We start from the raw sequence: 12421 nt of genomic DNA, 5'->3' as shown, positions 1-12421 counted from the left end.
TGGATCAGCTGGCGGAGCAGGTGGGCGTGATGCCCGACGCGCTGCCGTTGCCCTGGAACCCGAACTCGGCGCTCTGGCCGGCGCTGAGCTGGCCGTTGTAGTCCACGTTCGCGAACCGCACCGTGCCGGTGCTGCCACTGGCGGTCGCGCTCCACGTGTTGGTGACACTCGCGCCACCCGGCAACGTCAGGCTGACCGTCCAACCCCGGGTACCACCGGAACCGGCCGTCACCTTCACCGAAGCCACGAAACCACCGGTCCACGAGTTCAGCGTCACCGACGCCGAACAACCACCACTGCTCGGCGGCGGCGTGGTCTGGTTCGGCGGCGGCGGCGTGGTCGTGTTCGGCGGCGGCGTGTTGGTGCCGCCCGCGTTCAGCGCGTTCAGCACCGACGTGTACGCGGCCTTCTTGTTGCCGGAGCAGTCGAAGAGCAGCGCGTTGTCCGAGCCACGCCACGAGTCGCAGTCCCGCACGCCCCACACGGTGATGCCGGTGCAACGCGACACCGCCAGGCAGGAGCGGGTGACCGTGCCGAAGATGTTGGCCTGGTTCCCGCCGGTCATCACGTCCAGCTCGGTGATCTGCACGTCCACGCCGAGGTCGGCGAAGCGCTGGAGGTTGGCCTGGTAGTCACCGGGGATCGTGGTGCCCAGGTGCGACTGGAAGCCGACGCAGTCGATCGGCACGCCACGGGACTTGAAGTCCCGCACCATGTTGTAGACGCCCGTCGACTTCGCGTTGATGCCGTCGGTGTTGTAGTCGTTGTAGCAGAGCTTCGCGCCCGGGTCCGCGGCCCGCGCGGCCCGGAAGGCCGCCTCGATCCAGTCGTTGCCGGTGCGCTGGAGGTTGGAGTCGCGACGCCCACCGCTGCCGCCGTCGGCGAACGCCTCGTTCACCACGTCCCAGGCGTAGATCTGGCCCTTGAAGTGGGTGGCCACCTGGGTGACGTGGTTGATCGCCGCGTTGCGCAACGCGGAGCCGGACATGCCCTGCGCCCAGCCCGGCTGCTGCTGGTGCCAGAGCAGGGCGTGGCCGCGGACGCTCATCCCGTTCGCCCGGGCGTGGCTGACCAGCCGGTCGCCGCCGGAGTAGTTGAACCGCCCCTGCTGGGACTCGGTGGCGTCCCACTTCATCTCGTTCTCGGCCACCACGGAGTTGAACTCACGGTTCAGCACCGTCACGTACGTGTTGTCGGACAGCTTGTTGGTGGCGACCGCCGCGCCGAAGTAGCGGCCCTTCTCGGCCGCCGACGCGCGCAGGGTGGTGCCGGCGCTGGCGGTGGGGGCCAGGGCCACCGCCATGCCGGCGGCGAGCACCCCGGCCAGCAGGCCGGTGGACAGCAGGGCTCTCGTGGGTCTCATGCAGGATTCCTCTTCCGGGTTACAGCGGTGGTGACACGACCAGCGCGGCTCGCCCGGAGAGCCTGTGCTGCGGATGCCCTGCCATCGACTGTGAGCGATAACATGCCCCGCGTCAAGTCCGGCGTCACGGGTGTGCGCCCTCGTGCGCCCGCCGATGGTCGGCCGACAGTCGTGTCGGGGCAGCCTGTTACGGTTCCGCCGCCCTTGCCGCTGCCGCACCGGAGGTTGGTGTGATCAACTCTCACGTCTCGTCGTTCGCCGGGTTGCCGGTGCTGCCGTTCACACCGGGGGCCCCGCTGCCGGCGGATCCGTCCGCCGTCGCCTGGCGGCTGGAGGTCGAGGAGTTCGACGCCGATCCGGCCGAGTTCGCCGGCCTGCTCGCCGCCATGCTGGACGAGGTGCCGGCGGAGGCGGTGCGGGCCGTGGTGGTGGGCGAGTGGGGCGAGGCGTACGAACGCCCGTTGCCGGTGGACGTGCTTGTCGACGCGGCGCGGCGGTGGACCGGGCTGCGGGCGCTGTTCCTCGCCGACCTGGTCGCCGAGCAGTGCGAGATCTCCTGGCTCACCCACGGGGACGTCACCCCGCTGCTGGCGGCCTGCCCGGCGCTGGAGGTGCTGGGCATCCGCGGCGCCCAGGGCCTGCGGCTGGAGCCGGTCCGGCACACCGGGCTGCGCGAGCTGCGCATCGAGTCGGGCGGCCTGCCGGGCACGGTGGTGCGCGCGGTCGGGGAGTGCGACCTGCCGGCGCTGCACCGGCTCGACCTGTGGCTCGGCGTCGCCGACTACGGCGGTGACGCCACCGTCGACGACCTGGCGGCGGTGCTGGCCGGCGACCGGCTCCCGGCGCTGCGGCACCTCGCGTTGTGCAACGCGGAGCACGCCGACGCGATCGCCGTCGCGGTGGCCGACGCGCCGGTCATCGACCGGTTGGACGTCCTCGACCTGTCCATGGGCGTGCTGGGCGACACCGGCGCGGCGGCGCTGCTGGCCGGTCGGCCGCTGACCCACCTGCGCCGGCTCGACCTGCACCACCACTTCCTGTCCGACGAGGTGGCCGCGTCGGTGGTCGCCGCGCTGCCGGGCGTCGAGGTGGACGTCTCCGACCCGCAGACCGCCGACAAGCACGACGGCCGGTTCTACTACTTCACCGCGGTCGGGGAATGACCGCCGCCGGCCGCCGCCCGCGCGAGCGGAAACGCCTGTGACATGCGGCTGACCGTCGTGGGTAACCCCGCCAACCGCCGGGTGGCGATGTTCACCCGGGCGGTGTGCGGCGCGGGCCTGCCCGCCCCCGACGTGCTCCCCTGGGCCGACGTGCTGACCGGGGCCGCGCCCCCGCCGGCCGGCGCGGTGGTCCGGGTGGACTCGGCGGGCGAGGACCCGACGGTCGACCGGCTGCTGCGGGGTGCGCCCACCGCCGCCCGCCACGGTGAGCTGGTCGGCCTCGCCGGCGCGTACGCCGGTCTGGTCGCCGGCCTCGCCCGGGTCGCCGCCGGCGGCGCGGAGCTGCTCAACGCGCCGGCGGACGTCGCGACGCTGTGCGACAAGCGACGCTGCCACGCGGTGCTGTCGGCGGCCGGCGTGCCGGTGCCGGCCGCGCTGCCGCCGGTCACCGGCTACGCCGCGCTGCGCGACGCGATGGCCGCCGCCGGCTGGCCCCGGGTGTTCGTCAAGCCGGCGCACGGCTCGTCGGCCGCCGGGGTGCTCGCGCTGGCGGTCGGCCCGCGCGGCGTGCGGGCCGACACCACTGTCGAGTCCACCCCGGACGGGCTGTTCAACTCGCTGCGGGTGCGCCGCCTCACCGACGAGTCGACGGTCGCCGCGATCGTCGACCGGTTGGCGCCGGACGGGCTGCACGTCGAGCGGTGGCTGCCCAAGGCCGGTCTGCGCGACCGGGTGGTCGACGTGCGGGTGCTCGTGGTCGCCGGCCGGCCCACGCACGCGGTGGTCCGCGCCGCCCGGGGGCCGCTGACCAACCTGCACCTCGGCAACGCGCGCGGCGACCTCGCCGAGCTGCGGGCGGCGGCGGGGCCGGCGGCCTGGTCCGCGGCGATGGAGACCTGCGAGCGGGTGGCCGCCTGCTTCGCCGGCTCGCTGCACGTCGGTGTCGACCTGATGTTCCGCACCGGGTGGCGCCGGCACGCCGTCGCCGAGGCCAACGCCTTCGGCGACCTGCTGCCCGGCGTGGTCACCGACGGCCGGGACAGCTACGCCGAGCAGGTGCACGCGCTGACAAGCGGCCGGTGGCGGCAGTGGCGGGCGGAGGTGGCCGGGTGCGCGGCCTGATCGGCAGCCACGACCTGCTCCTGGTCACGCTCGACACGTTGCGTTACGACGTGGCGGCCGAGCTGGCCGCGGCCGGGCGCACGCCACGGCTGGCGCGGGCGCTGCCCGGCGGCCGGTGGGAGCGGCGGCACTCCCCCGCCAGCTTCACCTACGCCGCCCACCACGCCTTCTTCGCCGGTTTCCTGCCCACCCCGACCGTGCCGGGGCGGCACGAGCGGCGGTACGCGGCGGCGTTCCCGGGCAGCGAGACCGCCGGCGCCGACACCTGGGTGTTCGACGCGGCGGACCTGCCGACCGCGCTCACCGGCGCCGGCTACCACACGCTCTGCCTGGGCGGGGTGGGCTTCTTCAACCGGCGCAGCCCGCTGGGGTCGGCGCTGCCCGACCTGTTCGCCGAGGCGCACTGGGAGCCGGAGTTCGGGGTCACGTCCCCCACCTGCCTGGACGCGCAGCTCGACCGGCTGGGTGAGGTGCTGACCCGGCTGCCGGCCGGCCGCCCGCTGTTCACCTTCCTCAACGTCGCCGCGCTGCACCAGCCCAACCGGCACCACCTGCCCGGCGCCGAAGCCGACAGCCGGGCCACCCACGCCGCCGCGCTGGAATACGTGGACGGGCGCGTCGACCGGCTGTTCCGCCTGGTGACCGGCCGGGGCCGCCCGGTGTTCGCGATCGTCTGCTCCGACCACGGCACCGCGTACGGGGAGGACGGCCACACCGGTCACCGGATCGGCCACGACGTGGTGTGGACCGTCCCCTACGCCGATTTCGTCCTGCACCCGGGAGCATGGTGACAAGCACCGATCCGAGCCTCGACGGCTCCGCCTACCAGCAGTACCTCTACGCCTACCCGCACAAGACCTCCTACCGGCCGCTGCGTCCCCGGCCCCGGCTGGCCGACGTGTGGCGAGCCGAGGCACGCGAGGCGCTCTTCCTCTACCTGCACGTGCCGTTCTGCGAGATGCGGTGCGGCTTCTGCAACCTGTTCACCCGCGCCAACGCGCCGGCCGAGCAGGTCACCGCCTACCTGCGGCAGCTCCGCCGGCAGGCCGGGCAGGTCGCCGAGGCGCTCGGCGACGACGCCGGGTTCGCGCGCGCGGCGTTCGGCGGCGGCACCCCCACCTATCTCACCGCCGACGAGTTGACCGAGCTGTTCGCCATCGCCACCGGCACGCTCGGCGCCGGCCTGCCGGGCGTACCGCTGTCGGTCGAGACGTCGCCGGCCACCGCGACCCCGGACCGGCTCGCGGTGCTCGCCGCGCACGGCGCCACCCGGGTGAGCATCGGCGTGCAGAGCTTCCTCGACGTGGAGGCACGCGCCGCCGGCCGGCCGCAACGCCGGGTCGAGGTGGAGGCGGCGCTGGCCGCGATCCGCGCGGCCCGGTTCCCGGTGCTCAACATTGACCTGATCTACGGCATCGACGGGCAGACCGCCGACACGTGGCGGCAGAGCCTGGACGCGGCGCTGGCCTGGCAGCCGGAGGAGTTGTTCCTCTACCCGCTCTACGTCCGGCCGCTGACCGGCCTGGGGCGACGCGCGCACGCCCGCGCCGACTGGGACGCCCAGCGGCTGGCGCTCTACCGGCAGGCGGTGGAGACGCTCGGCGCGGCCGGCTACCGGCAGGAGTCGATGCGTCAGTTCCGCCGCGCCGACGCGCCGACGCCGGACGGCCCGGGCTACTGCTGCCAGGACGACGGCATGGTCGGCCTGGGCTGCGGCGCCCGTTCCTACACCACGGCGCTGCACTACTCCTTCGACTACGCGGTGAGCGTCACGCAGGTACGCGCGGTGCTCGACGACTACCTCGCCCGCCCCGCCGCGGATTTCGCGCACGCCGAGTTCGGGTTCCGCCTCGACGGCGCGGAGCAGCGCCGCCGCTGGCTGTTGACCTCGCTGCTGCGCGCCGAGGGCGTCGACGCCGCCGCCTACCGGGCCCGCTTCGGCCGCCCGCCGTCCGAGGACTTCCCGCAGCTCGGCCGGCTCGTCGAGCGGGGCTGGGCCACCGACGGGGGGCTGCGGCTCACCGCCGCCGGGTTGGCCCGCTCCGACGCCGTCGGCCCGTGGCTCACCTCCGCCGAGGTGCGGCACGCGATGACCGGATACGCGCTGCGGTGAACCTGTCCATCCTCTATCGGGGGCCGTTGGCGAGCTGCAACTACGACTGCCCGTACTGCCCGTTCGCCAAGCGGCGCGATCCGCCGGAGCTGCTGCGCGCCGACCGGGCGGCGCTGGCCCGCTTCACCGACTGGGTCGCCGCGACCACCGACGTGCGGCTGTCGGTGCTGTTCACGCCCTGGGGCGAGGCGCTGACCCGCAGGTGGTACCGGGACGCGATGGTGTCGCTGTCCCACCTGCCGCACGTCGACCGGGTGGTGGTGCAGACCAACCTGGCGGCCCGGGTCGACTGGCTGGCCGACGCCGACGCCGGCGCGGCGGCGTTGTGGACGACCTACCATCCGGGGCAGGTCGACCGGGCGCGGTTCCTGCGTCGCTGCGCGCGCCTGGCCGAGTTGGGGATCCGCTACTCGGTCGGGGTCGTCGGCCTGCCGGAGCACCTCGACGAGGCGCGGGCGCTGCGCGCCGCGTTGCCGCCCGCCGTCTACCTGTGGGTCAACGCGGCCGAGGGGCGCCGTTACACCGCCGACGAGGAGGCGGTGTGGACCGCCCTGGACCCGCACTTCGGTCACAGCGTCCGCCCGCACCTGTCCCTCGGGCAGCCCTGCCACGCCGGCGAGACGGCCGTCTCGGTGCTCGGCGACGGCACGGTTCGGCGCTGCCACTTCATCGCCGAGCCGATCGGCAACCTCTACGACGGGTCGTGGCGGGCCGCGCTGCGACCGCGGGCGTGCGGCAACGCGGTCTGCGACTGCCACATCGGATATGTCCACCTGAAGCCGCTCGGGCTGCGCGAGGTGTTCGCCGGTGGGGTGCTGGAGCGCATTCCGGCCGCCTGGCCGCCGAGGGCCACGGCGCCGCGCTGACCGGCGACGCCCGGCGCGGCGCGCCGTTGACATCCATGCAATGTTAACGCAAACATAGATGGGCGGGCCTCCCGGAGAGGCCGCCGGGAGCTTGCCACCTCGCACCACCGCCGGTCCAGGGCAGACCGGTGCCGTTCGACGCGCATGGCTGATGGGCCGCCGGGGTCGACACCCGGCCGCCTCCGGAGCGCGATCCACATCGGACCGACGCACGTGAGCGTCAACCGTGGTCAGCCGGGCGTGCCGTCCCCCTCACGGACCGGGAGGTCCCCGTGCCACACACCAGCCGTTCCCGCCGACGCTGGGCGTCGATCGCCGCCGCCGCCGCGCTCACCCTCACCGCCGGCCTCACCGGCACCCAGCTCGCGTCCGCCGCCGCGGCCGGCTGCTCCGTCACCTACATCGTCTCCTCGTCCTGGCCCGGCGGCTTCGGCGCCAACGTCACCGTCACCAACCTCGGCGACCCCGTCAGCAGCTGGCGTCTGACCTGGAACTTCACCGCCGGACAGACCGTCACCCAGTACTGGAACACCAGCCTCACCCAGACCGGCGCCGCCGTCACCGCCGCCAACGTCTCCTACAACGGCGCCATCCCCACCGGCGGCAGCACCAACTTCGGCTTCAACGGCGCCGCCACCGGCAGCAACCCCGCACCCACAAGCTTCGCCCTCAACGGCACCACCTGCACCGGCGGCGTCAGCACCCCACCGACGACAACGCCACCGACGTCGACGCCACCAACCAGTGCCCCGCCCACGACGCCACCACCCACCACGCCGCCGCCGACCGCCAACGGCCCCTGCGACATCTACGCCGCCGGCGGCACCCCCTGCGTCGCCGCGCACAGCACCACCCGCGCGCTCTTCCGCGCCTACAGCGGCCGGCTCTACCAGGTCCGCCGTTCCTCCGACAACACCACCCGCGACATCACCACGGTCAGCGCCGGCGGCCCCGCCAACGCCGCCGCGCAGGACTCCTTCTGCGCCAACACCACATGCGTCATCACCTGGATCTACGACCAGACGACCCGGGGCAACAACCTCGGCTACCAGGGCTCCGGCGGCATCGGCGGCGCGGTCCAACCGGCCGTGGCGAACCGCGAGTCGATCACGGTCGGCGGGGCCAAGGCGTACTCGCTGTTCATCCCCGGCAACAGCAGCTACTGGCGGAACGGCCGGGACACCGGCATCCCCACCGGCAGCGCGCCCGAGGGCATGTACATGGTCACCAGCGGCACCCACGTCAACAGCGGCTGCTGCTTCGACTACGGCAACAGCGAGACCACCCGCCGGGCCGACGGGGCCGGGGCGATGGACGCGATCAACTTCAGCACCAGCTGCTGGTTCGGCGGCTGCTCCGGCAGCGGCCCCTGGGTGCAGGCCGACCTGGAATGGGGCCTCTACCCCGGCGGCAGCCAGTCCTGGAACCCCAACCAACGCGCCTTCACCAGCAAGTTCGTCACCGCCACGCTGAAGAACAACGGCACGTCGCGCTTCGCCATCAAGGGCAGCAACGCCCAGTCCGGCAACCTCTACACCCTCTACGACGGATCGCTGCCCCCCGGCTACAGCCCGATGAAGAAGCAGGGCGCGATCATCCTGGGCAGCGGCGGCGACTGCTGCATCGACAACCGGAACCAGAGCGTCGGCACCTTCTACGAGGGGGCCATGGTGGCCGGTTATCCCTCGGACGCGACCGAGAACGCCGTCCAGGCGAACGTCGTGGCCGCGGGTTACCGCTGAGCCGACCCGGCCGTCGCCTCCCGGGCGGGGGAGGCGACGGCCGGGTCCCACCGGACCGGGGTCAGGACAGCAGCTCGACGTACCCGCCGGAGCCGTGCACCCGGATCCGCTGGCCGTCCCGGATCAGCCGGGTGGCCCCCGGCACGTTCACCACAGCCGGCAGGCCGTACTCCCGGGCGATCACCGCGCCGTGGGTCATCTGGCCGCCCACCTCCGTGACCAGGCCGGCCACGGCGACGAACAGCGGCGTCCAACTGGGGTCGGTGTGGGCCGTGACGAGGATGTCGCCCGGGTCGAGGTCGGCCCGGGCCAGGTCCAGGACGACCCGCGCCCGCCCCTCGACCGTCCCGTGCGAGACCGGCAGGCCGACCAGGGCGCCGCTCGGCACGTCGTCACGACGGTACGCCCCGGTGACCGCCTCGCCGTCGGAGGTGAGCACCCGGGGTGGCGTCAGCGCCTGGTGGGTCCGGAACGCGTCCGCGCGCTCGCGGATCAACCGCCGGTCCACCCGCCGCGTGCGCACGGCGTCGCGGAACTCCGGGAAGGTCAGGAAGAAGACGTCCTCCCGGTCGGCCAGCACGCCGGCGCGCACCAGCGTGTCGGCCTCCGCCATCAGCGCCTGCTTGTAGACGAGGTAGCGGCTCACGATGCCGTACTTCGGATACTCCCGGTAGCCGATGAAGGTCCGGACCCGGTCGATCATCCGCCGCGCCTGGTCGGCCTTCTCCGCCCCGTCCGGCAACGCCCGCAGTCGCGCCAGCACCTCCCGGGCCTTCCGCTCCGCCGCCCGCCGGCCCTGCTCGAAGCGCCGCGCGGCGGCCCCGGGCGCGAAGTTCCGGACGTGGTCGAGGATCAGCGGTACGAGGGTGTCCGGCCGCTCGCTCCACCGCGGCCTGGTGATGTCGATCTCGCCGACGCAGCGCATGCCGTACCGGTCCAGGTAGGCCGAGATGGCGTCGCGCGCCTCGACCCCGCCGGGGAGCTTCGGCAGCTCGTCCAGGAAGCCGCCCCCGCCGGCGTCGCGCAGGAACGCCACCACCTCGGGGTACGGACGGATGACGTCGGCGACGTCGAGCAGCGCCAGCCCCATCTCCGAGGTGACGTTGCCGGGGGCGGACAGCGTGAGCGTGTCGGCCGCGTTGGGCTCGCCCAGCCACTCCCCCAGCTTGTCGTTGAGCCACCAGGTGGCTTCCATGCCCGCCATGATCGCCTGAATGCTCAGTGGATCGGTGAGCACCCGCTTGTGCTCCTCGAACGCCTCGGTCAGGAAGTCGAACAACGCGGGCCCGGACCGGGTCCGGATGTCGCGCCGCAACGCGGCGAGGCTGTCCTGGCTGCCCTCGATCAGCGCCGTGACGATGGCCGGATCCGTCTCGATCGTCGCCGGCGGCAGACCGGCCGGCGGACCGGCGGGACCCGCGTCCGGCACCGTCGGCACGAAGTCACCACGTTCCAGGATCGTCTCCAGCGCGTCCCGGGTCAGCGGATCGGACCGCGTCATGAGGTCCAGGAAGGCGGCGCGGCCGGCGGGCGTCGCCAGGTGCCGGGTGGCGTCGACGAACAGCCGGCCGCCGGCGGAACGCATGGGCGCCATGGCGGTCAGCTGCCACATCGACAGGCCCAGCGGCTTCATCGCGTCGGTCATCATCTGCTGGTGACCGACCGACAGGTAGACGTGGTTCTGTCCGTCGTCGACGGCCGGGACGGGGAACAGCGTGGTGATCGGCCGGCTCTGGAGGATCTGGAAGTCGCCGTCGACCAGACCCCACTCGATGTCCTGCGGGCGACCGAACCGGGCCTCGATCAACCGGCCGAGCCGGACCAGCCTCAGGACCTGCGCGTCGGTGAGCGCGGGCCGCTCCTGGCGGGCCGGGTCGATCGTCTCGATCCGCGTGCCGCCACCGGGCACGGCGCGTACGGCCCGCCGCTTGACGGCGATCGTCCGGCGCTCGATCGCGCCGTCACGCACCGTGAACACATCCGGGTTCACCAGCCCCGAGGCCAGCGCCTCGCCGAGGCCGACGCCGGCGTCCACCGAGGCGACCTTCCGGTTGCCGGTGACCGGGTCGGCGGTGAACAGGATCCCGGCCGCCTCCGGCAGGACCATCCGCTGCACCACCACGGCCATCCGCACGGAGCGGTGGTCGATGCCGTTACGGAGGCGGTAGGTCACCGCCCGCTCGGTGAACAGCGACGCCCAGCACCGGGCGACGTGGGTGCGGATCGCGGCCGGACCCACCACGTTGAGGTAGGTGTCCTGCTGCCCGGCGAACGACGCCGTCGGCAGGTCCTCCGCGGTGGCGCTGGACCGGACCGCGTAGGCGGCGTGCTCGCCGAGGTCGGCCAGGGCGCGGGTGATCGCCGCCGCGACGTCGTCGGGAACGCCGAGGCCCTCGACGACGCGGCGGATCTCCGCGCTGATCGTGCGGATGGTCTCCCGGTCGTCCGGCCGCGTGCGGCAGAGCTGGTCGAGCCGGTCGTCGAGCGCCGGCACCTCGGCCATGGCCCGCCGGAAGGCGTCGGTGGTCACGCAGCAGCCGGCGGGCACGCTCACCCCGTCCGTCCGGGACAGCGCCCCGAGATGCGCGCCCTTGCCGCCGACGACGGCGACCTGCCCCTCATCGATCTCGTCGAATCCGACCACATAGCGTCCGGTCATTCCGTGCCCCCGTTTTCCCAGGTGAACCGCGTCCGGCCGACGATTCTGCGGCACCACCCGGGTCTTGCCGCAAGACCCGGGGTGCGATATACGTTAGAGGTGGCAGGGAGTGGTCTCCCTGCCTTTGCCGTGTGCGGCGCGGCCTTTGCTGTGTGCGGCGCGGCCTTGCCGTGTGCGGCGCGGCCTTGCCGTGTGCGGCGCGGTCGGCCTCCGACGAGGAGCGGCGAAAATCCGTCGCCGGCAGCCGGTCCGCGTTGCGAGAATGCCGAGCGTGCCCGTGGACTTCATGCCCGGCGTCGAGCTGTCCCGCCGGCTTCACGACGACGCGGTCCGGCCCCTGTTCTCTCGTCACCTGCCCGACCTCACCTACAGCGCGGCGTTGATCGGCACCGGGTCCGAGGTCCTCGGCTTCGACACCCGGCGGTCCACCGACCACGACTGGGGTCCGCGACTGCACCTGTTCCTCACCGCCGATGACCTCGCCCGCCACGGCGCCCGGGTCGACCACCTGCTCGGCGAGCGGCTGCCCGCCACGATCGCCGGCTATCCCACCAGCCTGGTCCGCACCGGGCACGGCACCCGGCACCTGCGACACACCACCGGGCCCGTCCAGCACGGCGTCGTGATCGCCGAGTTCGGCGACTGGCTGACCGGCCACCTCGGCTTCGACCCGCTGAGCGGCGTCACACCGGAGGACTGGCTTGCCACTCCCACCCAGACCCTGGCCGAGGTCACCGCCGGTGCCGTGCACCACGACGGACTCGGCGTCCTGGCCGCGGCGCGACGCGCGCTGGCCTGGTATCCCGACGACGTGTGGCGCTACGTCCTGGCCTGCCAGTGGCAACGCGTCAGCCAGGAGGAACCCTTCGTCGGCCGCTGCGGCGAGGTCGGTGACGAACTGGGCTCGGCGGTCGTGGCCGCCCGTCTCGTCCGCGACCTCATGCGGCTACGCCTGCTGATCGAGCGGACCTACCCGCCCTACAGCAAGTGGCTCGGCACCGCCTTCGCCCGCCTCCCCGACACCGACCAACTCGCCGCCACGCTGGCCGCTGCCCTGGGCGCCGACAACTGGCGCGATCGCGAGCGCCACCTCGTCACCGCCTACGAGACCACCGCCGCCCGGCACAACGACCTCGGCCTGACCGCGCCGGTCGACCCGCGTACCCGGCACTTCCACGGCCGGCCCTTCCGCGTCCTGCACGCGGAACGCTTCGCCCGGGCGCTGATCGACGCCATCGGCGACCCCGCCCTGCGCGCGTTGCCGTTGACCGGCGCCATCGACCAGTTCGTCGACAGCACCGACGTGCTCGGTCACCGCACCCGTAGCCGTAAACTCACCGCCGCCCTCTACCCGCCCGACCGGTAGCCACGCGCCCGCGCGGCCCGGCCGGCA

9 protein-coding genes are annotated in these 12421 nt (G+C 73.6%); 7 read left to right on the top strand and 2 right to left on the bottom strand.

Translation table 11 applies throughout. The annotated features are described in order from the left end of the window. Nucleotides 1-4 precede the first annotated feature (4 nt). Nucleotides 5-1363, bottom strand: a complete 1359-nt coding sequence (locus O7602_RS11310) for an endo-1,4-beta-xylanase (protein ID WP_281588544.1) — start codon at nucleotides 1361-1363, stop codon at nucleotides 5-7. A gap of 230 nt (nucleotides 1364-1593) precedes the next feature. Here O7602_RS11310 and O7602_RS11305 point away from each other — a divergent pair, with 230 nt between their 5' ends. The 6 genes from O7602_RS11305 to O7602_RS11280 all read left to right on the top strand — a co-directional run bounded on the left by O7602_RS11305 (nucleotide 1594) and on the right by O7602_RS11280 (nucleotide 8369). Continuing rightward, the gene (locus tag O7602_RS11305) at nucleotides 1594-2526 is read left to right on the top strand and encodes an STM4015 family protein (protein ID WP_281588543.1); all 933 of its coding nucleotides are present in this window, start codon (nucleotides 1594-1596) and stop codon (nucleotides 2524-2526) included. Nucleotides 2527-2568: 42 nt separating this feature from the next. Further along, on the top strand, nucleotides 2569-3648 hold the full coding sequence (locus O7602_RS11300; RefSeq protein WP_281588542.1) for an STM4014 family protein: 1080 nt from the start codon (nucleotides 2569-2571) through the stop codon (nucleotides 3646-3648). Then, nucleotides 3636-4439 carry an STM4013/SEN3800 family hydrolase gene (locus O7602_RS11295; RefSeq protein WP_281588540.1) on the top strand — a complete coding sequence of 268 codons (804 nt, stop codon included), beginning with the start codon at nucleotides 3636-3638 and terminating at the stop codon, nucleotides 4437-4439. Before O7602_RS11300 ends, O7602_RS11295 begins: the two co-directional genes overlap by 13 nt. Next, on the top strand, nucleotides 4433-5761 hold the full coding sequence (locus O7602_RS11290; protein ID WP_281588538.1) for an STM4012 family radical SAM protein: 1329 nt from the start codon (nucleotides 4433-4435) through the stop codon (nucleotides 5759-5761). The genes O7602_RS11295 and O7602_RS11290 overlap by 7 nt, the downstream gene beginning before the upstream one ends. Beyond that, nucleotides 5758-6627, top strand: a complete 870-nt coding sequence (locus O7602_RS11285) for an STM4011 family radical SAM protein (protein ID WP_281588536.1) — start codon at nucleotides 5758-5760, stop codon at nucleotides 6625-6627. Before O7602_RS11290 ends, O7602_RS11285 begins: the two co-directional genes overlap by 4 nt. Before the next feature lie 272 nt (nucleotides 6628-6899). Then, on the top strand, nucleotides 6900-8369 hold the full coding sequence (locus O7602_RS11280; protein WP_281588534.1) for an arabinofuranosidase catalytic domain-containing protein: 1470 nt from the start codon (nucleotides 6900-6902) through the stop codon (nucleotides 8367-8369). 61 nt (nucleotides 8370-8430) lie between these two features. Here the strand turns inward: O7602_RS11280 and rph are convergent, their stop codons facing one another. Beyond that, on the bottom strand, nucleotides 8431-11028 hold the full coding sequence (gene rph / locus O7602_RS11275; protein WP_281588532.1) for a rifamycin-inactivating phosphotransferase: 2598 nt from the start codon (nucleotides 11026-11028) through the stop codon (nucleotides 8431-8433). 262 nt (nucleotides 11029-11290) lie between these two features. On the opposite strand from rph, the gene O7602_RS11270 reads away from it, so the two are divergent. Then, nucleotides 11291-12394: a DUF4037 domain-containing protein gene (locus O7602_RS11270; protein WP_281588531.1), complete on the top strand. Its 1104-nt coding sequence runs from the start codon at nucleotides 11291-11293 to the stop codon at nucleotides 12392-12394. Nucleotides 12395-12421: the final 27 nt, after the last annotated feature.

The sequence above is a fragment of the Micromonospora sp. WMMD1128 genome, assembly GCF_027497235.1.
Taxonomy (GTDB): Bacteria; Actinomycetota; Actinomycetes; order Mycobacteriales; family Micromonosporaceae; genus Micromonospora.
This window is presented reverse-complemented; position numbering and strand designations above follow the sequence as displayed.